The organism is Skermanella pratensis (assembly GCF_008843145.1).
GTDB classification, from domain to species: domain Bacteria; phylum Pseudomonadota; class Alphaproteobacteria; order Azospirillales; family Azospirillaceae; genus Skermanella; species Skermanella pratensis.
The window spans coordinates 1856030-1879110 of sequence record NZ_CP030265.1 but is presented as its reverse complement, the minus strand read 5'-3'; the positions used below and the strand labels follow the sequence as shown (position 1 = coordinate 1879110).

26 protein-coding genes are annotated in these 23081 nt (G+C 70.0%); 6 read left to right on the top strand and 20 right to left on the bottom strand.

The features are described from left to right. Positions 1-11: 11 nt before the first annotated feature. From DPR14_RS08475 to DPR14_RS08460, 4 genes are all read right to left on the bottom strand, one after another. Positions 12-998, bottom strand: a complete 987-nt coding sequence (locus DPR14_RS08475) for a chlorophyllide a reductase iron protein subunit X (RefSeq protein WP_158044752.1) — start codon at positions 996-998, stop codon at positions 12-14. After that, a complete protein-coding gene (gene bchC, locus DPR14_RS08470) occupies positions 995-1930 on the bottom strand; it encodes a chlorophyll synthesis pathway protein BchC (protein ID WP_158044751.1) in 936 nt (311 codons plus the stop codon). The genes DPR14_RS08475 and bchC overlap by 4 nt, the downstream gene beginning before the upstream one ends. 96 nt (positions 1931-2026) lie before the next feature. After that, complete coding sequence (locus tag DPR14_RS08465) at positions 2027-3247, bottom strand: acetylserotonin O-methyltransferase (protein ID WP_246149042.1); 1221 nt, start codon at positions 3245-3247, stop codon at positions 2027-2029. Then, on the bottom strand, positions 3244-4128 hold the full coding sequence (locus tag DPR14_RS08460; protein WP_158044750.1) for a polyprenyl synthetase family protein: 885 nt from the start codon (positions 4126-4128) through the stop codon (positions 3244-3246). The genes DPR14_RS08465 and DPR14_RS08460 overlap by 4 nt, the downstream gene beginning before the upstream one ends. 125 nt (positions 4129-4253) lie before the next feature. On the opposite strand from DPR14_RS08460, the gene crtD reads away from it, so the two are divergent. Beyond that, entirely contained in the window at positions 4254-5810 is a 1557-nt protein-coding gene (gene crtD / locus DPR14_RS08455) for a 1-hydroxycarotenoid 3,4-desaturase CrtD (RefSeq protein WP_158044749.1), read from the top strand. A gap of 26 nt (positions 5811-5836) precedes the next feature. Then, positions 5837-6676 carry a carotenoid 1,2-hydratase gene (locus tag DPR14_RS08450; protein ID WP_246149039.1) on the top strand — a complete coding sequence of 280 codons (840 nt, stop codon included), beginning with the start codon at positions 5837-5839 and terminating at the stop codon, positions 6674-6676. A 31-nt stretch (positions 6677-6707) separates the two neighbouring features. Here DPR14_RS08450 and DPR14_RS27265 read toward each other — a convergent pair whose 3' ends face one another. From DPR14_RS27265 to DPR14_RS08430, 6 genes are all read right to left on the bottom strand, one after another. Further along, on the bottom strand, positions 6708-6881 hold the full coding sequence (locus DPR14_RS27265; RefSeq protein WP_192499355.1) for a hypothetical protein: 174 nt from the start codon (positions 6879-6881) through the stop codon (positions 6708-6710). A gap of 251 nt (positions 6882-7132) precedes the next feature. Beyond that, the gene (locus tag DPR14_RS08445) at positions 7133-8119 is read right to left on the bottom strand and encodes a phytoene/squalene synthase family protein (protein ID WP_246149036.1); all 987 of its coding nucleotides are present in this window, start codon (positions 8117-8119) and stop codon (positions 7133-7135) included. Positions 8120-8174: 55 nt separating this feature from the next. Beyond that, the gene (locus DPR14_RS28855) at positions 8175-8339 is read right to left on the bottom strand and encodes a hypothetical protein (protein WP_343038720.1); all 165 of its coding nucleotides are present in this window, start codon (positions 8337-8339) and stop codon (positions 8175-8177) included. Beyond that, the gene (gene crtI, locus DPR14_RS08440; protein WP_343038719.1) at positions 8333-9676 is read right to left on the bottom strand and encodes a phytoene desaturase family protein; all 1344 of its coding nucleotides are present in this window, start codon (positions 9674-9676) and stop codon (positions 8333-8335) included. The genes DPR14_RS28855 and crtI overlap by 7 nt, the downstream gene beginning before the upstream one ends. A gap of 370 nt (positions 9677-10046) precedes the next feature. Then, complete coding sequence (locus DPR14_RS08435; RefSeq protein WP_158044747.1) at positions 10047-10571, bottom strand: hypothetical protein; 525 nt, start codon at positions 10569-10571, stop codon at positions 10047-10049. Continuing rightward, positions 10568-11248 carry an MFS transporter gene (locus DPR14_RS08430; RefSeq protein ID WP_158044746.1) on the bottom strand — a complete coding sequence of 227 codons (681 nt, stop codon included), beginning with the start codon at positions 11246-11248 and terminating at the stop codon, positions 10568-10570. Before DPR14_RS08430 ends, DPR14_RS08435 begins: the two co-directional genes overlap by 4 nt. Before the next feature lie 165 nt (positions 11249-11413). On the opposite strand from DPR14_RS08430, the gene DPR14_RS08425 reads away from it, so the two are divergent. After that, entirely contained in the window at positions 11414-11551 is a 138-nt protein-coding gene (locus tag DPR14_RS08425) for a transposase (RefSeq protein ID WP_158044745.1), read from the top strand. A 169-nt stretch (positions 11552-11720) separates the two neighbouring features. On the opposite strand, the gene DPR14_RS08420 is transcribed toward DPR14_RS08425, so the two are convergent. The 9 genes from DPR14_RS08420 to chlG form a co-directional block, all read right to left on the bottom strand. Then, positions 11721-11909: a hypothetical protein gene (locus DPR14_RS08420; RefSeq protein ID WP_158044744.1), complete on the bottom strand. Its 189-nt coding sequence runs from the start codon at positions 11907-11909 to the stop codon at positions 11721-11723. Between the two features lie 42 nt (positions 11910-11951). Further along, positions 11952-13013: a chymotrypsin family serine protease gene (locus DPR14_RS08415; protein ID WP_158044743.1), complete on the bottom strand. Its 1062-nt coding sequence runs from the start codon at positions 13011-13013 to the stop codon at positions 11952-11954. Positions 13014-13043: 30 nt separating this feature from the next. Beyond that, positions 13044-13955: an alpha/beta fold hydrolase gene (locus DPR14_RS08410; protein WP_158044742.1), complete on the bottom strand. Its 912-nt coding sequence runs from the start codon at positions 13953-13955 to the stop codon at positions 13044-13046. Positions 13956-14050: 95 nt separating this feature from the next. Then, positions 14051-14281 carry a hypothetical protein gene (locus DPR14_RS28100; protein ID WP_246149033.1) on the bottom strand — a complete coding sequence of 77 codons (231 nt, stop codon included), beginning with the start codon at positions 14279-14281 and terminating at the stop codon, positions 14051-14053. Beyond that, positions 14278-14910, bottom strand: a complete 633-nt coding sequence (bchO, locus tag DPR14_RS08405) for an alpha/beta fold hydrolase BchO (protein WP_246149030.1) — start codon at positions 14908-14910, stop codon at positions 14278-14280. The genes DPR14_RS28100 and bchO overlap by 4 nt, the downstream gene beginning before the upstream one ends. Beyond that, complete coding sequence (locus DPR14_RS08400; protein ID WP_158044741.1) at positions 14907-16652, bottom strand: magnesium chelatase subunit D; 1746 nt, start codon at positions 16650-16652, stop codon at positions 14907-14909. Before DPR14_RS08400 ends, bchO begins: the two co-directional genes overlap by 4 nt. Continuing rightward, complete coding sequence (gene bchI, locus DPR14_RS08395; protein WP_158044740.1) at positions 16649-17749, bottom strand: magnesium chelatase ATPase subunit I; 1101 nt, start codon at positions 17747-17749, stop codon at positions 16649-16651. The genes DPR14_RS08400 and bchI overlap by 4 nt, the downstream gene beginning before the upstream one ends. A 37-nt stretch (positions 17750-17786) precedes the next feature. After that, a complete protein-coding gene (locus DPR14_RS08390; protein WP_158044739.1) occupies positions 17787-18995 on the bottom strand; it encodes a geranylgeranyl diphosphate reductase in 1209 nt (402 codons plus the stop codon). Continuing rightward, the gene (gene chlG, locus DPR14_RS08385; protein WP_158044738.1) at positions 18992-19876 is read right to left on the bottom strand and encodes a chlorophyll synthase ChlG; all 885 of its coding nucleotides are present in this window, start codon (positions 19874-19876) and stop codon (positions 18992-18994) included. Before chlG ends, DPR14_RS08390 begins: the two co-directional genes overlap by 4 nt. A 389-nt stretch (positions 19877-20265) precedes the next feature. Here chlG and DPR14_RS08380 point away from each other — a divergent pair, with 389 nt between their 5' ends. Together DPR14_RS08380 and bcp are read left to right on the top strand one after the other, a co-directional pair. Beyond that, complete coding sequence (locus DPR14_RS08380) at positions 20266-20691, top strand: hypothetical protein (protein WP_158044737.1); 426 nt, start codon at positions 20266-20268, stop codon at positions 20689-20691. 71 nt (positions 20692-20762) lie between these two features. Continuing rightward, complete coding sequence (bcp, locus tag DPR14_RS08375; RefSeq protein ID WP_158044736.1) at positions 20763-21227, top strand: thioredoxin-dependent thiol peroxidase; 465 nt, start codon at positions 20763-20765, stop codon at positions 21225-21227. Positions 21228-21237: 10 nt separating this feature from the next. Here the strand turns inward: bcp and parA are convergent, their stop codons facing one another. Beyond that, positions 21238-21876 carry a ParA family partition ATPase gene (parA, locus tag DPR14_RS08370; RefSeq protein ID WP_158044735.1) on the bottom strand — a complete coding sequence of 213 codons (639 nt, stop codon included), beginning with the start codon at positions 21874-21876 and terminating at the stop codon, positions 21238-21240. A 148-nt stretch (positions 21877-22024) separates the two neighbouring features. Between parA and DPR14_RS08365 the strand changes: the two genes are divergently transcribed. After that, positions 22025-23077: an L-threonylcarbamoyladenylate synthase gene (locus DPR14_RS08365; protein WP_158044734.1), complete on the top strand. Its 1053-nt coding sequence runs from the start codon at positions 22025-22027 to the stop codon at positions 23075-23077. Positions 23078-23081 lie beyond the last annotated feature (4 nt).

The window sequence follows — 23081 nt, the reverse complement described above, 5'->3', positions numbered from 1 at the left end:
GTGCGGCGCTCCTAGACATTGTCGTAGATGACTTCGAGCGACGGCTTGATGACCGCCGCGACGCCGCACATGTCTTCCAGGGTCGCCGGCTCCAGCACGACGCCGCGGCCGACCACGTCGCCCTTGAACAATCCCAGAAGTCCGTCCTGGGTCAAGGGCTTGGGCCATTCGGGCGGCGCCCAGGCGACGTTGCGGGCCAGCTCCTCGAACAGCGGTCCCCAGCGGTCGCCCGGCCGGCCGACGATCTGGTAGTTGGCGCTCTTGCGCCGGATGTCGTCGTCGGCGGGGATCGACGCCAGGACCTGGATGCCGACCGCCTCGGCGAAGGCCCGGGCCTCGCCGGTGCCGTCGTCCTTGTTGATGACCATGCCGGCGACGCCGACATTGCCGCCCATCTTGCGGAAATACTCGACCGCCGAGCAGACATTGTTGGCGACGTACAGCGATTGCAGGTCGTTGGAGCCGACGACGATCACCTTCTGGCACATGTCGCGGGCGATCGGCAGGCCGAAGCCGCCGCACACCACGTCGCCCAGGAAGTCCAGCAGGACGTAGTCGAAGCCCCAGTCGTGGAAGCCCAGCTTCTCCAGCAGCTCGAAGCCGTGGATGATGCCCCGGCCGCCGCAGCCGCGCCCGACTTCCGGCCCGCCGAGTTCCATCGCGTAGACGCCGTCGCGCTTGAAGCAGACGTCGCCGACCTGGACCGGCTCGCCGCTCAGCTTCTTGCGGGTCGAGGTTTCCAGGATGGTCGGGCAGGCCCGGCCGCCGAACAGCAGGGAGGTCGTGTCGCTCTTGGGGTCGCAGCCGATCAGCAGGATCTTCTTGCCCTGCTGGGCGAACATGTAGGACAGGTTCGCCAGCGTGAAGCTCTTGCCGATACCGCCCTTGCCGTAGATCGCGATGATCTGCGTCTCCTTGGTGGGCGGCGCCGTCGGAACCGGGTCCGGCTCGATCGAGGCCTCGGCCCGCAGGCGTTCCATCAGGGTGGTCTCGGTCATGAACGGCTTCTCCAATCCAGGATCATCTTCAGGCAGGCGGGATCGCCGAAGGCCGTCCGGTAGGCCTCGTCTGCGCGGCCCGCGTCGAGGCGGTGGGTGATCAGGCCGTCGAGGGACAGCCGGCCGGTTTCGATCAGGTCCCTGACCGCCGGCAGGTCCGGCGGGGTCCATTCGGCGGCTATCCGGATGCGGGCCTCGCGCATGAACGCGGGCGGGAAGGCGAAGGACAGCGGGGCGGCGTAGAAGCCGGCCAGGGTGACCTCGCCGCCGCGGGCCAGCCGCCCGATCAGGGAGTCGAGCAATGCTCCGTCGCCGCTGACGTCGTAGACGGCGCGGTAATCGTGCCGCGCGTCCTGTTCCGGATGGATCACCCGGTAGCCGTCGGCCCCGGCGCAGCGGATCGGGTTGCGCTCCCACACCGTGGGCGGCTCGCCGCCGTCCAGCAGGGCGAGGCGGGCGATCAGCCGGCCGAGGACGCCGTGGCCGACGATCAGGTCGGGCCTGCGGCCGCCGTCGATGGCGTGGTGCGCGGTGGCTGCCAGCGCCAGCAGGACGGCCTGTTCGCCGAGGGCCTCGTCCACCGGCAGGGCCCTGTCGCCGGCGACGACCAGCCGCGCCGCGGCGCCGCCGAACAGTCCCCGGACGGGGCCGAAGCAACGGGCGCCCGGCACGAACACCAGCTCGCCCTCGCGCCGGCCGGAGGCGGCACCCGCCTGGATGACGCGGCCCACGGTTTCGTATCCGGGGACCAGCGGGTATCCCAGGCCGGGAAATGCCGGCATGCGGCCCAGCCAGAGCAGGCGTTCCGTTCCCGTGCTGATGCCGCTCCACAGGACATCCACGGCGACGTCGCCGGCTTCCGGCGGCGTGAGGTCGAGCCTCCGAAGAGCGAGCCGTTCCGGCTCCTCGATCACGACTGCGAGCGTTTCCATCCCGGCCCCCGGTAAGGGTGTTGTTTCGGCACTCTGGGTGCCCTTGGTTACTTGTCAGTCTATATTGACAGTATAGAACGTCAACAAAAACTTACGTCAATCTGCCGGACGGGCAGTAATGACGCCGGCCAGCAGCGGCATCGCCGTCGCGTGCCGCCGGACGCCGCCGAAACCGGCGCGGCGCAGCAGGTCCGTGATCTCGCGAGCGGTCCGGGCATGGCCCCGGCCCATGGCGAGCAGGTAAAAGCCGAAATAGGCGTCGCCGACCGGCTCGGCCCCGGTGGCCTCCGCCATGGGTTCCGCGATCATCAGGGTCCCGTCGGGTCCGAGCGCCTGGCGCGCCGCCCGCAGGATCGTCAGCGCCTCTTCGTCGTCGTGGTCGTGGAGCACGCGGACCAGCGAGACGATGTCGGCGCCCGAAGGCAGGGGATCGGACAGGAAGTCGCCGCCCACCGCCGATGCGCGCAGGTCGAGGCCGTCGGCCCGGAACCTCTCCATGGCCCGCTGGGTCACGGCCGGAAGGTCGAACAGGACAGCCCGCAGCTTGGGGAAGCGGGAAGCCGCGGCGCTCAGGAAGGCGCCGTCGCCGCCGCCGACATCCATCAGGCAGCGATGGCGGTCCAGGGGATATGCCGCCAGCACCTCCTCCGCGATCAGCGGCTGAGAGGCCGCCATCAGGGTGCTGTAGGCCGCCACCTGGGAGCCGGTCAGGTCGGCCGGGCGTTCGGCCCCGGCATAGGGCCAGTAGTCCGACAATCCGGTCCGGCGACCCTCGCCGCGCAGCAGCGCCACCGGGTCCCGCAGGTCGTCGTAGAGCATCGCATGATGCTCGATCATGGCGGTCAGGCCGGGATTGCCGACCAGGGCCGAGCCCAGCGGGCCGAGGCCGAAGCGATCGTCGCCGCGCCGGGCCAGCAGCCGGAGCGAGACAGCGGCGCGCAGCAGCCGCTCGGCCGGCTCGTCCGCCATGCCCAGGCGGCGCGCCAGTTCATGTGCGGTCATCGACCGCTCCGCCAATATCTCGAACAGGCGGAGCCGGACGCAGGCCAGCAGCACCTGGGAATAGACGAAGCCGGCGCACAGGTCGAACAGGTCGCGGCTGCGGCGCCGGGCGATCGGCCGGGTCAGCGGAAAGGCCGCGGCCCAGTGGCGGAAGCGCGGGCTCGCCATCAGCCTGTCGCGCGCCGACCAGACGCGGTCCACCCAGAGGTCCAGCCGGGGCAACCCCCAGCCGACCTGGGCCAGGCCGACTCGCGGCGTGCAGACCTGGGAAAGCCGGCGGGCGTGGCCGGCGTGATGCATATCGCTTTGGCTCATGCTGCAACCCTCACCAGTTCCTTGGGCAGGAAGCGCTCGGCTTCCAGGCGGATCAGCGCCCGAAGCTCGGCGGCGCCCGGGCAGCGCGGGATCGACTCGGCGGCCTCCTCGATCAGCAGGTCGAGGCGGTCGAGGGCACCGTCGATGCCGAGTTCGCGCGCGGCGCTCATCCGCCCGAGGGCGGCGTCCCGCCCGACCGGCTTGCCCAGCTCGTCGGGGTCGCCGGCGACGTCGCGGATGTCGTCCGCGACCTGGAACGCCTCGCCGATCTTCTCGCCCAGGGAGCGCCAGGGTACCGACTCGACGCCGGCCGCCGCGGCGCCGCCGACCGTCGCGGCGGCGAACAGCGCGCCGGTCTTGGCCCTGTGGTAGCGGGCGAGATCGACCCGCGGCTCGCTCTCCCACGCCTGCCCCGCCACGATGCCGAACGGCATTCCGACCGAGCGGCCGATGCAGAGCAGAAGGGTTGCCAGCCGGTCGGGGCCCAGCCGGTCGGAACAGGCCGCGCCGTGGCGCGCCAGCGTCTCGAACGCCAGCACGATCAGCGCGTCACCGGCGAGCACCGCCAGGGGTTCGCCGAAGGCCCGGTGGACGGAAGGCTTGCCGCGCCGGACCGGCGCGTCGTCGAAGCAGGGCAGATCGTCGTGGACCAGCGATGCGCAATGCAGAAGCTCGATCGCCGTGGCGGCGGCGGCGGCGGTCGAGAACTCCTCCGCGCCGCAGGCCCGGGCCACCGCGAAGCACAGCCGGGGCCTGATCCGAGCGCCGCCGGGAAACACGGCGTGCCGCATCGCCGCCGCCAGCCTGGGCGGAGCGCCGGATGCCTCCGCCTCGCTCAAAGCCCCGTCCAGGGTCTGTTCGATCCGCATGACGACATCCATGGGCAACCTCCCGTCGCGCATCGTTGTAATGGTAGATTGTCGCGCGTCACTGTCATATATTGTTGACACGAGCGTTAGTCAGGTTCAACGACATTCTTCATGTCAAGCAGGAGAGGCCGGAGACATTGTTCGGAAACCGCATCGTCGTCGTCGGCGCCGGCATCGGCGGACTGACCGCCGCCCTGACGCTGGCGAGCCGGGGCATGGACGTGACGGTCCTGGAGAAGGCGGACCATCCCGGCGGCAAGATGCGGGAAGTCGCCGTCGGCGGCGCCCGCCTGGACGCGGGTCCCACCGTCTTCACACTGCCTCGCATCTTCGAGGAGATCTTCGCCGACGCCGGTGACGACCTGCACCGGCACGTCACGCTGAGACCGGCGGAGGTCCTGGCGCGCCATGCCTGGACCGACGGCTCGCGGCTCGACCTTTTCGCCGACCCGAAGCGGTCGGCCGACGCGATCGGCGCCTTCGCGGGAGCCCGCGAGGCCGAAGGGTTCCGCCGCTTCCAGGCAGAGGCCCGGCGCACCTGGCACACGCTCCAGGACTCGTTCGTCCGCAGCGCGGAGCCCAGCGTCAAGGGCCTGGTTGGATCGGTGGGCCTGCGGGGCCTGGGCGACCTCTGGCGCATCCGGCCGTTCGACACGCTGTGGAAGGCGCTGGGCGACTATTTCCAAGACCCGCGCCTGCGACAGCTGTTCGGGCGCTACGCCACATATTGCGGCTCCTCTCCCTTCCTGGCGCCCGCCACGCTGATGCTGGTGGCCCATGTGGAACAGGACGGGGTCTGGCTGGTCGAGGGCGGCATGGCGCGGCTGGCGGAGGCGCTGGCGCGGCTGGCCGAACGGCACGGGGCGGTCTTCCGGTACGGCGCGGAGGTCGCGAAGATCGATACGACCGGCGGGCGGACTTCAGGCGTCACGCTGGCCAGCGGCGAGCGGATCGAGGCCGACTCGGTTGTCGTCAACGCCGACTCGGGCGCGCTGGCCGGCGGTTTCCTGGGGCCCGCCGCGGCACGGGCGGTCCCGCCCGCCGATCCGGCGCACCGGTCGCTGTCAGCCGTGACCTGGAGCCTCCTGGCCGAACCCGAGGGGTTTCCGCTGTCGCGGCACACCGTCTTCTTCTCCGACGACTACGCCGCGGAGTTCGACGACATCTTCGGCCGCTCCCGCCTGCCCCGGGCGCCCACCGTCTATGTCTGCGCCCAGGACAGGGACGCGGGAGGCGCCGCGCCGCCCGGCGGCCCCGAACGCCTGTTCTGCCTGGTCAACGCCCCGCCGACCGGCGACATCCCCCCCTTCGACCCGACGGAGATCGAGCAATGCGCGAACAGCACATTCGGCATCCTGGAACGCTGCGGCCTGCGCCTGCGGACGTCGCCGGAGCACACCATGGTGACGACGCCGCGGGACTGGAACCGGCTCTTCCCGGCGACCGGGGGAGCCCTCTACGGACCGGCGTCGCACGGCTGGAAGGCCTCGTTCAGCCGCCCGACGGCGCGCAGCCGGATTCCCGGCCTGTACCTGGCGGGCGGCAGCATCCATCCGGGTCCGGGAGTGCCGATGGTGGCCTTGTCGGGCCGGATGGCGGCTCGGGCGGTGCTGCGCGACCTGGGTTCGCGACCCTCCGCTTCGACCGTCCGATCACCCGCGACGGCTATTCCTGGTGGTACGTCGACGCGCTGAGCGACGACGGAAGGCACGGCCTGACGGTGATCGCCTTCATCGGCAGCGTGTTCTCGCCTTACTATGCCATGGCGCGCCGCCTCGGCCGGGGCGATCCGCTGAACCATTGCTCGGTCAACGTCGTCCTGACGGGAGCCGGCGCGAACCGCTGGTGCATGACGGAGCGGGGCCGCGGCCGGCTTCACCGCGACCAGCGTTCGCTCGCCATCGGGCCGAGTTCGCTCGACTGGGACGGCACCGTGCTGACGATCCGAATCGACGAGACCACGATGCCCGTCCCGACCAGGGTCAGCGGCACCATCCGCATCCACCCGCAAGCCCTGACGGAGCGGTCATTCGTCCTGGACGCCGCGGGCCGCCACCGCTGGTGGCCGATCTCCCCCCGCTCCCGGGTGGAGGTTGACCTGGACCGGCCCGGCCTGAACTGGAACGGCACCGGCTATTTCGACACCAACGCGGGAGACGAGGCCCTGGAGGACGCCTTCAGCCAGTGGGACTGGTGCCGGGCGGACCTGGGGGACGGCGCCGCCATCCTGTACAACGTGGACCGCCGCGCTGCGCCGCCGCTGGCGCTGTCCCTGCGGATCGACCCGGCGGGAGCGGTCGAGATCGGCGATCCGCTGCCGCCGGCCCGGTTGCCGGTCACGAAATGGTGGCGCATCCCGCGCGCCACGCGCGCCGACCCGGGCCATGCGGTGAGGGTTCGGGAGACGCTGGTGGACGCGCCGTTCTACGCGCGCTCGGTCCTGGAAACCAGCATCGGGTCCCGGCCGGCGACCGCGGTCCACGAGAGCCTGTCGCTCGACCGGTTCCGCGCGCCGTGGGTGCAGGCCCTGCTGCCCTTCCGGATGCCGCGCGCATTTTGAGGTGCGCACCCCGGGGCCTGCACCCCGGGCCTTAGTGGCGGCGATCCTCGCCCGGCATGCGAACGTTGCTGCCGGGACCGTCCTCGCCGAGTTTCTGCTGCTTCCGTCTGGTTCTAACGAACTGATAAACCACGACTATGAGAACAATCACCAATGTCATGCCGGCCAGCGCCCAGATCATGCCGCCATCGCTGCCATCTTCCATTTCCCGTCTCCTCAGGTTCGTCTGCTTGGCAATTGCTTGGAAACCGGAGGCACCGACGGTTAGTTCCGAATCCTTAGATTCATAATGACTTGTCACTATCCTTTCGTTTCGGATCACTTTGATCGGGCCGCTTGGGATCGTCCCTGGATGCCCGGCTGACGGAGACGATCTGATAGATCGCCCAGCCGAGGACCCCGCCGAAGACCAGCAGCATCTCCGCCAGGGCGAACCACCCCGTCGACACCGCGGGATCAGCCCTGGCGCTTCAGCGCCACGCGCTGGCCGCGCTCCAGCCGCTCGAACAGGAGGAGCAGCCACACGACAGGATCGTCCCGGACCCCATCTTGGCTCCCGTCGCGCCCCGTGGTGGCGGCCACGGCCTCGACAAGGAAGCGGGACGCCTCGGCGCTCCGGGGGACCGCCGCCTGGGCGGCGCCGGACAGGGCGGCGGCCGACGCCCTGGCCAGCAGCAGGGCCTTGCGCCGCGCCGGGACGACGGCCCGGCGGGACACCGAGTCCCCGTCGGCCCGCTCCACCTCGCGCCCGATCTCCGCATAGAGGTGGCGGGCGGCCTGGATGCCGGGGCGGCACGCGGGCGGCAGGCGGGCGATGCCGGAGTCCGCGTGGCGGTAGAATTCGTCGGCCGCGGCCAGCAGCCGCCGGACCACGCCGCCCAGCGCCGGGCTGAACACCGGGTCGGCCAGCCAGGCGTCGGGGTCGATCCCGGCTTCCCCAAGCCACTCCATCGGCAGGTAGAGGCGGCCGGCCCGCGCGTCCTCGCCGACGTCTCGGGCGATGTTGGAAAGCTGCATCGCCATGCCCAGGTCGCAGGCGCGGGCCACCACGTCGCCGTCGCGCACGCCCATCAGCACGGCCATCATGGCGCCGACGGTCCCGGCGACGCGGGCGGCGTAGGCGTTGAGTTCCCCGAGCCTTGCGTAACGCCGGCCGGCGAGATCCCATTCGAACCCTTCGAACAGCGCTTCCGGCAGGGTGCGGGGTATCGCGAAACGGTCGACCACATCGGCGAAGGCCCTGTCCACCGCATGATCCAGCGGCCGGCCCGCATAGGCCCGGTCCAGCCGCCGGCGCATCCGTTCCAGCGCGGCGTCGCCGTCGTCGGCCAAGTCGGCCGCGTCGTCGGCCAGACGGCAGAAGGCGTACAGGGCGGAGGCCGGTTGCCGCACCCTGGACGGCAGGAGGAGCGAGGCGGCGTGGAAAGTCCGCGAAGCGTTCATGAGCAACCGGCGGCAAGCCGCGAAATCGGCGGCCGTGACCGGCCCGGTCCCGGGGCTAGACCAGGACGGCCGCATGCGGCACCACCTTGTCCAGGACGCGGGCCGACGACAGCACGCCCGGCAGTCCCGCACCGGGATGGGTCCCGGCCCCCACCAGATACAGCCGCTCGATATCCTCGCTTTTGTTATGCGGGCGGAACCAGGCGCTTTGGGTCAGCACCGGCTCCAGCCCGAACGCGGCTCCGCGCACCGAGAGCAGGCGGTCCTGGAAATCCTGGGGGTCAGCATGCGGGACGTGACGATCTGACCCTGGAGGCCGGGAAGCAGGGTTTCGCCCAGGTGGCGCTCTATGGCGCGGCGGTAGGTCTCCGCCGTCTCGTCCCAGCGGGTGCCGCTGTCCAGGTGGGGAACGGGGGACAGCACGTAGAAGGCGTCGCAGCCGTCGGGGGCCAGCGACGGGTCGGTCGCGGTCGGCCGGTGCAGGTAGAGGCTGAAGTCCTGGGCCAGGATCTTCCGCCGGAAAATGTCGTCCAGCAGCTCGCGGTAGCGCGGGCCGAGCAGGATCGTATGGTGGGCGACATCCTCGTAGCGGCGGCGGGTGCCGAAGTACCAGACGAACAGGCTCATGGAATAGCGGGCGCGGTCGATCCGGCGGTCGGTCCAGCGCTTGCGGGCTTCCGGCGCGATCAGGTGGCGGTAGGTCCAGGCGCTGTCGGCGTTGGACACGACGATGTCGGCGGCGATCTCCTCGCCGGACGCCAGCCTGACGCCCGTGGCGCGGCCGTCGCGGACGGTGATGCGGGCGACCTCGGTGTCGCAGCGGACCACGCCGCCCTGCCCCTCGATCAGGCGGACCAGGCCGCGGACCAGTTGCCCCGTGCCGCCCATGGCGAAATGGACGCCCCAGCGCCGCTCCAGGAAGGCGATCAGGCTGTAGATCGAGGTGGTGGCGAAGGGATTGCCGCCGACCAGCAGGGGATGGAAGCTCAGCACGGTGCGAAGCCTGGGATCGCGCACGTGCCGGCAGACCAGGTCGTAGACCGAGCGATGGCCCGCCAGCCGGACCAGATCGGGAAGCACCCGCGCCATGTCCGTCCAGCTGCTGAACGGCACGTCGCCCAACTGCTCGAACCCGATCCTGAAGCGCGCTTCGCTGGCCTTCAGAAAGCTCTCGTAGCCCGGAACATCGGCGGGCGAGAACTTCGCGACTTCCGCCCGCATCGCGGCGTCGTCGCCGGAGTACTCGAACACTTGGCCGTCGTCGAACCGGATGCGGTAGAACGGCGAGATCGCCCGCAGCTCCACGTCGTCGGCCAGCCGCTTCCCGCAGAGCTGCCAAAGCTCCTCCAGCAGGAAGGGCGCCGTGACGATGGTGGGACCGGCGTCGAAGGTGAAACCGTCCTGCCGGTACACATAGGCCCGCCCTCCCGGCGCATCGAGCCGCTCCAGAACGGTGACCCTATAGCCCCGCGCACCCAGCCGGACCGCGGCGGCCAGCCCGCCGAAGCCGCTGCCGATGACGACGGCATGGGGAGAAGCCTGGATGTCGCGTGTCATCTTGTTCATAACGCCGGAGCGTAACACGAACTTGACACTCTGGATAGGGCTCAGGTTCGGGCGCGGTGAAACTCGGTTATGGGCGCTGATCGCAAGAGATCGATCAGGATCAGGAATTGCGGGCACGTGTCCAGATCCACGGTTATCGCAATTCTTCGGAGAAGCCTTCTTTGCTGCGCTATCCCGCTACGGCACCCTGCTCCGCCGAACTCATCAGAACTACCGTGCACGGACACTAGAGCTGTGCCCGATCAGGTCGATCCGCCCGGAGCAGCCGAACCGTTGCGTTGGGCCACGGGCCCAACGCAACGCGGCAAGTGGAACGGCAGGCCGCGTGGACCGGAGCGGTTCAACCTGATCGGACACCAACCTAGGGCACGCTCGTCTGAATACGCTTCAGTCGCGCGCCGAACCACAGCGCCGTGGCAATCGACGGTGTGGCGGCGGCGAGGAACATGACCAACGGACCCTGAGCGGCTGCCAATAGCCCTGCCAGCGCCGGACCCAGTACGCTTCCGGCAGCCATGCAGAGCAGCGCCGCCGTGAAGCCGAGAGTGCTGCGCCCCGGAAACAGCCGCACGCTCCAGAACGAGAACACCGCGCTCACCATCATGACCGCCGCGCCGTGCAGCCCTGAGGCTGCGATCACCGCGATCCACGACGTCGGCGCGATGGCGATCAGCATAAGCGACAGCGCCGCTGCGGCGAAGATGAGGCAAAGCAGCGGCGCAAGCCCGATCCGTGCTTCGATCCGCCCGGTCGCGAGGCCGAGCACGCCAAATATCCCGTAGGCGAGAAAGATCACGACCGAGGCGACCTCGTCCGGAAGACCAGGCAGGCCACCGGCCCCCACGACCCGGTCGGCTGCAAAAGACAGGAAGATCGCGTTTGTCATCCCGAAGCAGAGTGCCGTGCCGTATAGGGGAATGGCAGCGCGCCGGGTAAGACTGCCTGCTGCCGCGACCGTGTCGGGGAACCCTCCGGGGCCGGCTTCCGGCCCCGGCTCGACGGCAGCCCGGCCTGTGCGATTGCCGCAAGGGCGACCCCGCTGAGCGTGAAGCCGACCCAGGCACCCCGCCAGTCCAGGGCTCCCTGCGTCACGGCGAGCGCGAGCCCGGCGGCGGCCGCGACTCCGAAGGTGGTTCCGGTCGAGACCACGGAGAGCGAGGTGGCACGCGCCTCACTGGGTACCACACGCTCGGCCGCGTCGTTGAACGGCGCCCAGCAAAGGCCCGCACTGGTTCCGGCGAGGGCAATGCCCAGGGCGAGGATGCCGGAGGTCTCGGCCGCCGCCACCGTTGCGAAGCCGATCGACGCTGCCACGGCGCCAGTGGTGACCGCGACACGCTCGCCAAATCGCCGGCAGATCCAGGCGCTCGCCAGAAGCGCCACAAGGAAGGCTAGGAATCCCGCGCTGGCGATCATTCCAGCCATGGACGTCGAAAGCGCGAACTCTTCCCGGAAGGCAGGCAGGAAGAGGCCAAATCCCATGCGGGCGGGACCGAAGGCCACGGCTGTGGCAATCAAACCGGTGGTCGTCAGCCGAATGGTTGGTGTCATATCGATCCTCACGCGTTGCCGTCCTCCAGCACTCCCATCCGCTCGGTGTTCGGGTCAGAAAGCCGTTTGCGATTGATGCCGCCAATGTTTCTTGCTGGCGGCGGCAATTTTTCTCGAACGCTTCGATCAGGTAAACGTTTCTTCCCATGCTCCGGATAGGGAAACCAAATTCCTTTGTTGGAAGCGTTCAACCGCCGTCGGCATGACATGCGGCAGTTGCTGGGCGGGCTGTTCTACGTCGTGCGGACCGATGATCAGGTCGGCGCTGTTCAGCCGGGCGACGATCTCTTCGTGCCATGCGGTTCCGGGATGTGATCGAGATAGACGTTGTCATCGTGCGAGCACGAGAAGAAGACACGAACTCCGGCCCGCTCCATGTCCATGGCAATCGTGCATCGAGCCTGATTGCTTCAGCTCTAGATTGGAGATGTTCGCAGGGGCTTTGGCGATGCCCTCGAATCCGGAGGGCCGCAGAGGGGCGTCGCTACCGCGCCGCGGTCCTGCCCAGGACTTCGTAGACCACCTTCACGCCGTCGATGGCGTCGGGAAGCGATGCCTTCGGCACCGGCTCGCACAGGTTGACCTTGACGGCATAGGAGTCGCCGACCTTGGTGATGCCGACGCCGGTCACGGTTCCGCAGCGGCGGGCGGCTTCGCCCGCTTTCGGTTTCACCCGTCTGGCCTGGTCTATCGACACGTTCGACATGGTTTCAATTTAAGCAATAAGCGGTTCGAGCGCCAGTTCCAAATTCAGAGTTTCCATGACAAGGCTCAAATCGTTGGCATTGGTCACGCCCTTGCCGTTGCTTCCGCCATGGTCGCTGCCGGCGAAGAGCAGCGCGCAGGCGTCTCCCTCCCGGTCGAGGATCAGGGAGCCGCTGTCGCCGCCGCTGCTGAAGGGGCTGCCGCCCGCCCCTTCGATCTCGATCTGCCGGTCGAAGGTGATCTGCCCCCGGTCATAATCGACCACCACGTCGTCGAGCTCGATGGCGGTCACCACGCCGTGGGTCAGGCCGGTGGTGCGGCCGATCTTGAGGACCTCGTCGCCCGGTTCGACCGGCCGGTCGCGCAGCCCGCGCAGCAGGCCGAAACCGGTGATCGAGCGCGGATCGAAAGGCACTCCCTCGGCCAGGCCGGCGATCGCTGCATCCATCAGGTTGGAACCGTCTGTCTTCATCGGGACCGTGCCGACCAGCGTGCCGATGCGGTCCTTGAACCGGCGCCCGCCGTCGAACCGCCCGGGCTGGAGCACGGCGTCGCCGGGCTTGGCCAGGTCCTCGTTCGCCAGCACATGGTTGTTGCTGAGCAGGACCGTCCGCCCGGTCTCGCGGTGCCTGAAAAAGCCGCCGAGGCTGCCGGCGGTGACGGCATGGTGCCCGACCGAGCAGCCGATCAGCAACGGCCTCTGGCGCAGGCGGAACCAGGGCGGCATCGGGCCGTGGACGGCGGGGTGGACGGCGGGATCTGCCGTGGTCCGCTTGGCGACGCGCCCGACATAGCGGATGTCCACCTCGCTGTGCGATACGGATTCGAGCCGTCGGCGCAGGTCGCCGTCATCCTCGAAGGTGCGGCGCTGGATGCGCACCGCCAGGCGGTACTGGTGCGGGCTCGGTCCCCCGGCGATGCCGAGGGCCACGCCCCTCTCCGGCTTCACCGCGCGCCGCATCGGGCCGGCGGCCAGCCCGAAACTGCGCGCTTCCCGCGCCTCCCTCAGAAGCGGCCCCAGGATGTCCGCGGAAACCTCGGCCTTCAGCGCCCTTACCGAACTCAACTCCAAGCGACTGCCCTCATCTTTCTTCACCGCCGCTCATCTTTGGCCAAGGAAATCCCGGTATGAGGACGCGAACTCGTCGGGCCATTCGAAATGGACCAGCGCCCCGGCGTCGAACGGCTGAGGCCGCCAGTCGGGCTTGTCCTTGAGCCAATCCGCGCCGCTGAAGTCCTTGAAGTCGCCGCGCGTGCCGTGGGGCATCCAGACCGGCACGGACAGCCGCGCATAGAGGTCGCGGACATCCTGGCTGAACAGCCTGCCCGACAGGAAGGCGAAGGGCGCGAAGCGGGCGCCGGGCTGGTGCGCGGTGATGTAGTCGTAATCGACCATGCCGTCGTCGACGTTCTTGGAACCCCAGGTCCGCTCCAGGAAGTACCGGATGCTCCGCCGGCTCACCAGAAGGTCGTAGAGCCCTTTCCCCCAGAGCGGGAAACTGATGAAGCGGTAGACCCCCGGCACCTCGCGCGAGGCCTTCGTCCTGATCCCGCCATGGGCCTTGGTCGATCCCTTGCTGAAGCCGGTCGGGGTGACGAAGGCGAGCGTGCGGATGCGCTCCGGCCGCTCGACGGCGGCGCGGGCCAGGAACTCGGCGGAAAGGGACAGCGCCAGCGCATCGACCGGATCGGACCCCGTATCCTCGGCGATCACGTCCAGCATGTCGTGGATCGCGTCGGTGAACAGGCGGATGCCGTAGTAGCGGTCCGAGCGGTCCGAATGGCCGTAGCCCGGCAGATCGACCGCGTAGACGCGGCGGTGCGCCACCATGCGCTCGAAGACCGGCTTCACCTCGTAGGCGGAGGCGGCCGCGTTGATGCTGTGGACCAGAAGCAGCGGCGGACCGTCGCCGGCCCCCCTGTCGGACACGTAGTAGGCCAGACGCCCCGCGCGCCGGCTTGTCTCCCGCAGGTCGCCGGCGAGCGCGGGAGGAAGGGTTGGGGCGCGCATCATCAAGGACTCCTGCCGTCGTGCTCCAGGAGAGCATTCTTCTCGATTGCTCGCCAGCGGATCAACACCTTGGGGGTGAAAAGGTGCCTCGCAGGCCCTCAGCGGGAATGGCGCAGGATCAGGTCGGCGGCCAGGTCGGGCCGCTCCTCGTGCGCCAGATGGCCCAGGCGCCCCAGCGTGTCGATCACCGCCGGCGGCAGCAGGCCGCGCACCCGCTCCGCCTGTTCCGGCGGAACAGCGGTATCGCCGGACGAGACGGCCAGGACCAGCTTGGGCTCCAGCCGGCGAAAGTCGCGGACAAGGGGGTGCAGGTCCCAGTTCGCCATCATGCCCAGGGCCGCCGACACGTGTCCGGGCAGCGGATCAGCCGGCCGTAGAACTCCATCCCGGCGCGGTCCGGGACCGAGCCGGTGTTGCGGATCAGCCGTTCGACCGCGCGGGCGTCGGCGGTCCAGGAGAACACCCGGGGCGCCAGCGGGTTGAGGACCAGCAGCTTCGCCAGCGGCATGAAAAGATGGCCGGCGGCACCCCGGAACGGCAGGAAGGCGCCGTTGAGCGCGATGATCACGCGCGGGCGGATCAACTGGTCGAGCGCCATGCGGACCAGGATGGCGGCGCCGGCGGAATGGCCGGCCGCGATCTCCGGCGAGACTTGGAGGGTTTCGAGCAGGGCCGCGACGGCCCGCGCCATGCCGGGCAGGGAGAGGCGATGGCCCGGCAAGGGGTCGGTGAAGCCGTGGCCCGGCAGGTCGGGGGCCACCACCGTGAAGTCGCGGGCCAGAAGGGGCATCAGCCCGCGCCAGGAATGGGTAGCGGCGCCGGTGCCGTGGAGCAGCAGGATGACGGGACCCTCGCCCATCCGCTGGACGTGCCAGCGGAGGCCGCCGGCGGTGACGAAGCTGCTGGTCTCGCGGTGGGGCCAGCCGCGCCCTTCCCGCTCCCAGACCGGCCGCCTCATGAAGCGGGCTGCGGTGCCGCCATCCGGACGGCGCGGGAAATCGCGGCGGCGTCGGCCCTGGGCAGCGGGAGGTAGGGGGCCCGCATGCCGTCGGCGATCCGGCGGGCCGCCGGTTCGGGATGCGCGGAGGTATCGACCAGCAGGGCCCGCAGTCCGGCGGCGGCGACTTGGCGGGCGGCGCTCAGCGCGTCGCCCTCGGCGGCGGCGCGTCCCGTCGTGCCGTCGCGGCAGATGTTGGCGCGGCCGTCCGTCAGCAGAACCAGCGCGGGCGTGCCGCCGCGGCGCGTCACGGCGCCGGCCAGGGCCGAGGCGGCGTCGATCCCGGCCGCCAGCGGCGTGGCGCCTCCGCCGGGAAGCGCCGCGAGGCAGCGCTTCGCGCGCGCCAGCGAACGGGTCGGCGGCAGCAGCAGTTCGGCCGTCCTGCCGCGGAAGGCCACCAGGGCGACCTCGTCGCGCCGGACATAGCAGTCGGCCAGCAGCAATTCGACGGCGCCCTTGGCCTCCGCCAGGCGGTGGAAGGCCGACGAGCCGGAAGCGTCCACCACGAAGATTGTCGTGGTCCGGCTCCGCCGCTTCAGCCGGGCGATCCGGAAATCCTCCGGCCTGACCTGGATGCGCGGGACGGCCCCGGGGGCAGTCTCGTGGGAGTCGGCGCGCAGGCGCTGCCAGGGCGCCGCCGCCCGCAGGGTCTCGATGACGTTGAGGCGCGCGCCCGACCGCGCGGAGCCGCGATGGACGCCGGCCGGGCGTCCGCCCGCGGCCTGGGCGACGGCGCCCGCCTTGCCGGCGGGCTGGGCGCGGCGGCTGGCATTCGCGAGGCTTCCCAGGCGCTTGAGGAGGTCTTCAGGTATGGCGGCCCGCGCCGCCTCCAGCACGACATCCTCCAGAGATTCGCCCTGGTTCTCGGGAATGGGGTCAGAGTCCTTTTCCGGTTCCTGGGATTGTTCCGGTTCCTGGGATTGTTCCGGTTCCGGCGGTGCCGGAAGGCAAGTCGCGCGCGGGGCCAGGACCAGCCGGGCCGCCAGCGCGGCGTCGGCCTCGCCCACTTCGGTCCGGCCTTCCAGGGCGGCGGCGGCCCGCGCGGCGGCGAGGGCTTGCAGGGGTGCGCGGATCGAGCCGATTCCCAGAGCGGCCGCCGTGCCGCACAGCGCCTCCATGATCTCGTCGGATGCCTTCACCCGGCTGGAGCGCTCACGGGCTTCGGCGATTTCGGCGGCGGTGCGGAGCGGGGCTCCGGCCTGGCCGAGGGCGATGGCGCCGAGGTCCAGGTGGAAGGCGAGCCGTTCGGTCAGCACCGCCGCCGGCCGCTCCTCCGCATCGCCCTCGTCCAAGGCGACCAGCCCGAAGCGGGCGTCGATGTTCCGGGCGAAGCCGTCGCGTTCCAGCCGGACCTCTCCGCGGTCGAGAACGGCGGCCAGCCGGGCCGCCATGGCCGGCGGCAGCCGCTCGGCCATCGCCAGCAGGACGACTCCCCCGTCGGACCGCGCCAGGATGCCCTGCTCGATCACGGGCCGCCCGGCCCGGAGGGTCGCCGCGAGGTCCAGGCCGCCCAGCAGGCGGTCGTCGGTGACATGGCAGGGCACGCGGAGGAAGGGCGCCCCGTCATGCAGCAGCCCGCGCAGCTGGTCCAGCCAGCGATCGCGCACGGGGCCGGCAGCGGCCCGGACCGTGATCCCGCCCAGGCCGGCAGGATCGACCGCGAACAGCGCCGCGGCCGTGGCGGAGTCCTCCCAGCCGGTCATGCGCCGAACAGGTCGGCGACGGCGCGCTCGACCCGCGCGGTCGATCCCGCCTCGTCCAAGGGATTGCGGCGCAGGCGATGCCGCAGGGCAGGCAATGCCACCTGGCGGAGGTGCTGGTCCAGGACTTCACCGGCCCCCTCCAGGGCGGCGACGGCGCGCGCCGCCCGGACGAGGGTCAGCTCGCCGCGCAGGCCGTCGGCCCCGAGCGCCATGCACAGGCGGGCCGCCCGCTCGATCGCGGCGTCGGGCACCTGGACCAGCGGCAGCCTGGTCCGGGCCGCCTCGATGCTCCGGCGAAGGCGGGTTTCCTCACGCTTCCACTTGGCGGCGAAACCGGCGGGGTCGCGCTCGAAGACGTCGCGCCGGCGCACCACGTCGATCCGCTCGGCGAGATCGGTGGGAGTCTTCACCTCGACCGACAGGCCGAAGCGGTCGAGAAGCTGGGGCCGAAGCTCGCCCTCCTCCGGGTTGCCGCTGCCGACCAGCACGAAGCGGGCGGGATGGCGCACGCTCAGGCCTTCGCGCTCGACCACGTTCTCGCCGGATGCGGCGACGTCGAGCAGCAGGTCGACCAGATGGTCCTCCAGCAGGTTGACCTCGTCGATATAGAGGAACCCGCGGTGGGCACGGGCCAGCAATCCGGGTTCGAAGCGTTTCTCGCCCCGGGTCAGCGCCCGCTCCAGGTCGAGCGCCCCGACCACCCGGTCCTCCGTGGCGCCCAGCGGCAGGTCGACGACGGGGACCGGCACCCGCCTGCTTTTCAGCGAGCCGGCGGCGCGGGCGGCCCTGCACTCGACGCAGAGCGAGGCCGGATGCGCGGGGTCGCAATTGTAGGCGCAGCCCGCCACCGCCCGCATCGGCGGCAGCAATGCTGCCAGCGCGCGGACGGCGGTGGACTTGCCGGTGCCGCGATCGCCGAACACCATCACGCCGCCCAGGCTGGGATCGACCGCGGCGGCGAGCAGGGCCAGCTTCATTTCCTGCTGGCCGACGATCGCGGAGAACGGGAACAGCGGACGCGAGGATCCGCGGTCCGGCAGCGCCCGCGGCACGGCCGGGGCTTCCGCGACAGGATGGACGAGCGCGACAGAGGCCATGGTCAACTCCCGGACTGAAAGCCGTTCAGGCTTTTCTCTATGGTCGGACGACACCCAGCAGGTGCGCCAGATCCTTGAAGAAGATCCGCACATGCGCGGCCGGCTTGGCGCGCACCAGTTCCTTGTTCATGTAGGCGTCCCAGGTCAGCTTCTGGACGTCGGGATCGCGGCAGATGCCGACGAAGCGCTCCCGCCGCTTGTCGCTGCTGTACCAGAAATGCTGCATCATCCCGAGGATCCAGAAGACCCTGCCGTGGGCCTTCATGAAGCGCTTGCGGGCACCGGCCAGCGCCGTCGCGTCTCCGGTCGAAAGAAAGGTCTCGACGGCGTCCGCCGCGAAGCGTCCGCCCGCCATGGCGTAGTAGATACCCTCGCCCGACGCGGGCGCCACGACCCCGGCGGCGTCGCCGGCCAGCACCACGTCGCGGCCGTTGTCCCAGCGCTTCAGCGGCTTCATGGGGATCGGCGCCCCTTCCCGGCGGATCGTCTCGACGCCGTCCAGTCCCGTGGCGGCGCGCAGGTCGCCGACCGACCGGCGCAGCGCGAAGCCCTTGTGGGCGGAGCCGGTGCCGATACTGGTCGTATCGCCGTGGGGAAAGATCCAGGCGTAGAAGTCCGGCGACAGGTGCCCCTGATAATAGACGTCGCAGCGCGACCCGTCGAAGTCGGCGGCACCGGCGCTGGGCGACTTCACGATCTCGTGGTAGGCGAAGACGCATTGCATCCGGTCGGAGCCGGGGACCTCCTGCCGGGCCACGGCGGAGATGGCGCCGTCGGCGCCGATCACGGCCCGGGTTCGGGCCGTTCCCGACCCGTCGCCGGTCTTGTAATGGACCGTGGCGACTCCGCCCCCGTCGCGCGTGATGGCGGTGAAGCTGCCGGTGCGGCGCTCGGCCCCCGCCAGTGCCGCGCGGTCGCGGAGGTATTCGTCGAACACCTCTCGGTCCACCATGCCGACGAAGCCGCCGTCGATCGGCATGTCCACTCGCCGCTCGGACGGCGAGATCATGCGCGCCGAGCGCGCCCGGGCGACCAGCAGGTAGTCCGGGATCTCGAACTCCCGGATCAGCCGGGGCGGGATGGCGCCGCCGCACGGCTTGATCCTGCCCGCCTTGTCCAGCAGCAGGACGGATCGGCCGAGCCGCGCCAGGTCGGCCGCCGCCGTCGCCCCGGCCGGCCCGCCGCCGACCACCACCGCATCGTAGATCTTCTGGCCAGTCACGTGGTCAGGCACATGGTCAGTCATGGGACCCCCGGGAAGGTCTGGCGCAGCGCGAAGGCGCCCACCAGCATGCCGATGACATAGAGGCTGGTCCCCGTGGCATTGTACCAGGGAGCCCGCTCGCGCGGGCTTTCCAGCAGGCGGAACATCAGGAAGAGCTGGGCGCCCAGCAACAGGGCGACGATCGCGGCATGGACCGGACGCTGCCACAGCGCCAGCATCGCGACGACCGCGACTTGCGGCACGACCATCACGACGCAGGCCAGCCGCGCCGCCCGCTCGACGCCGAGGCTGGCGGGGAGCGACGCGATGCCCATCCGCCGATCGCCCTCGACCGACTTGAAGTCGTTGAGCGTCATGATGCCGTGGGCGCCGACGCTGTAGAGCCCGGCCAGAGCCAGGATGCGCCAGTCCGGCCGGGCCGCCAACATGACCGCCGCCCCGGTGAACCAGGGCAGCCCCTCGTAGCAGGCGCCGACCGCCGCGTTGCCCCACCAGCCGTTCCGCTTCAGCCGGATCGGCGGAGCGCTGTAGGCCCAGGCGAGCGCCAGCCCGACCACGGCTGCCCCCATGCCCCACGGCCCCAGCGCGCTGGCCACCAGGAGCGACAGGGCCGTCCAGCCCAGGGCGATGTAGAAGCCCCAGCGCCCCGGCAGCCGGCCGGAAGGGATCGGCCGGTTCGGTTCGTTGATCGCATCGACGTCACGGTCGTACCAGTCGTTGACCGCCTGGCTGGTGGCGCAGATGAGGGGACCCGCGAGGATGACTCCGGCGATCACCAGCGGCCACCGATCCGCCGCCGGCACTCCCGAGGATACCACCCCGCAGCCATAGGCCCACATCGGGGCGAACCACGTGATGGGTTTCAGAAGTTCCAGGACGGCGGAGGGGGTCGGGTATGCCATGGCCGGATTATGAAGATTGACACATGGGTTAGTCAATCAAAATTGACACCACCCTTTCAGGCGGACACGCATCTTCTGCTTGGTGAAAATACAGAAAAAATCATCTTTTAATGGGTTATCTCGGTTCATGAAACGCCTCCAGCGAGCTTGGCGAGAGTAATTTTCTACCATGCATGACATGAATTGAGGAAACCGAAATCATCCGGCGGCTTCGAGGACCACGCCGCCGAGACCGCCGGCGATCAGAAGCAGATGCCGACCGACCGGTTGCGGCGGGAGATCAGCCAGAATCGGCTTGGCAGTCCAGACGCACGAAACATCGGGAGGGAAGCGACGCCTGTCCATCCGGCAAGATCGACGCACTCGATTCCCTTCAGGGATTGCCGCAGGTGGACAAGGGGCTTCTCCTCGCCAAGCCCGCCGGTTTCGAGCCCCTGCTGATCACTCTGCTCGACTTCATGTCGCAGCTCGCGCCCACGGTCAGAAATCGGAGCTTGGATTTGGATATCGGAGAGACATCAAAGCTGCTGATGCGCGTCGACTCCAGCCGCGCCGCATCGGTGCTGGCGCGTCTGGGGGCGGAATGCACCGCGGCCCGCATGCGGTCGGCAATACCGGTTCTCGATGGATGGCCCGACACATTGCAGGAACCAGAGAGTGGTCTCCTGGTACTCGAAACCCTGGGCGCTCGACATGGCCGACAGGATCACCGCCTGCGGCGCCCGGGCGGATTTCACCGGGTTCCGATCGATCCACCATCCGGACCGGCCGTCCCCGGGATCACGCGGGGGCGGAATCCGCCATTCGCGGTTTGACTTCCGCGCCGCGATGACCAACATCGCAGGCGGTCGAATCGATAAAATCCAGTCCAGTTGAGGAGCACCCCATGAGCGTCGAGGTAGGTTCCCCCGCTCCCGACTTCACCATGCCGACCGACGGCGGCGGCGAGGTCAGCCTGTCGGCCCTGCGCGGCAAGAAGGTCGTGCTGTATTTCTATCCGAAGGACGACACCAGCGGATGCACCAAGCAGGCCTGCGGCTTCCGCGACAACCTGCCCGACTTCACCGGCATCGACGCCGTCGTGATCGGCGTGTCCAAGGACAGCGTCGCCAGCCACGACAAGTTCAAGAAGAAATACGAGCTGCCCTTCGTCCTGGCGTCCGACCAGGGCTCCGACACCGCCGAGAAGTACGACGTGTGGAAGGAGAAGAGCATGTACGGCAAGAAGTACATGGGCATCGAGCGCTCGACCTTCCTGATCGACGGCGACGGCGTGGTCCGCGGCGCCTGGCGGAAGGTCAAGGTCGACGGCCACACCGACGAGGTGCTGAAGGCGGCGAAGGCGCTTTAGCCGCCCGCCCTTAGCGCTTGCCCCGCTTCAGGATCTCCGCGGCGAGTTCCTGGATCTCCTCGGCGGCGCGGGTCTTGCGGGCCGATTCGGTTACGCTGCGGCCTTCGAACAGGGCCGCCGCGAACTGGACGCGGTTGCCGATCTGGGTGTGGGCAACGTCGGCGCCCATGCCCTTGATCCGCTCGATCAGGTCGTCGGCCAGCCTGGCGCGCGGCGGCACCCGGTTGATCACCAGCAGGACCGGCACGTTTTCGGACCGCGCCAGGTCCAGCGTCGGCTGGGTCGCCCACATGTCCATCGGGCTGGGCTGGACGGGCACGATGACGAGGTTGGCGGAGCGGACCGCGATGCGGGCCTCGGTCTCGGCGTGCGGCGGGCTGTCGATCACGACGATGTCGTTCTCCTGCGCCAGCCGCTCGACCTCGCGCTGGGTGCGCCAGCCGTTGATCTGGACGTGCTGAAGGCCGACATTTCCGCCGAGCGCCTCCTGCCTGGTCTGGAACCAGCGCGTCAGGCTCCCCTGGGGATCGATATCGACCACCGCGACGCGCAGGTCCACCTCGGACCAGGCGATCGCGAGATGGGCCGCCAGGGTCGTCTTTCCGGCGCCCCCCTTCTGTTGTGCCACGGTGTAGATCTTGCCCGCCATGCCTGCTCCGCTCATCGGCCATGCCGCCGATTGTCATTGAAAAAGTGCCCTGACCGCCGCAGCAACGGCATAGTGCATCCACATCGGTAACACGCCAAGGGTGGTGTTTGGCTTTCGCGCACCGCGACAACACTTTAAAACGATGATCATGAACAGCACAGACAGTCCGCAGAGAGACAGCCCACAGAGAACGCCCGAGCTGGTCCCGCCCAGCGATGCCAACATCGCGCGCGCGGCCGACATGCTGCGCGCCGGGGAGCTTGTGGCGTTCCCGACCGAGACTGTCTATGGGCTGGGCGCCGATGCGACCGATGACCGCGCCGTCGCCCGGATCTTCGAGGCCAAAGGCAGGCCGCGCTTCAACCCGCTGATCGTCCATGTGCCCGACCAGGCCTCGGCCGAGGCGATCGTCCGGTTCGACGAGCGCGCCGAGCGGCTGGCCGAGACCCTGTGGCCCGGCCCGCTGACGCTGGTGCTGCCGCGCCGGCCCGACAGCCCGCTGTCGCTGCTGGTCAGCGCCGGCCTGGACAGCGTGGCGGTCCGGTTCCCGGCGCACCCGGTGGCCCGCGCGCTCCTGAAGGCGGCGGGGCGGCCGGTGGCGGCCCCCAGCGCCAACCGGTCGGGCGCCGTCAGCCCGACCACGCCGCTGCACGTGGCCGAGAGCCTGGGCGCCCGCGTCGGCCTGATCCTGGCCGCGGGCCGCTGCGCGGTGGGCGTCGAGTCGACCGTGCTCGACCTGACCGGAGAGGCGCCGGTCCTGCTGCGCCCCGGCGGCGTGATCGCCGAGGACCTGGAGGCGCTGCTGGGCATGCCGGTGCTGCGGGCACGGCAGGAGGAATCGGGCGACCCGGCGGCGCCCAAGTCGCCCGGCCAGCTCGCCAGCCACTATGCCCCGGGCCGGCCGGTCCGGCTGGGGGCGAACGGGGCCGCGCCGGACGAGGCCCTGCTCGCCTTCGGCCCCGACACCTTCATCCGCGGCGGCGCGACGCGCCTGAACCTGAGCCCGCAGGGCGACCTGCACGAGGCCGCGGCCAACCTGTTCGCGATGCTGCGCGCCCTGGACCGGCCGGAGCACGCCGCGATCGCCGTCATGCCCATACCCGAGCAGGGACTCGGCGTGGCGATCAACGACCGCCTGCGCCGGGCCGCGGCCCCCCGCGGGCAAGCGCCCTTCCCTCCCGAAACGCCGACACAAGACTGACAAA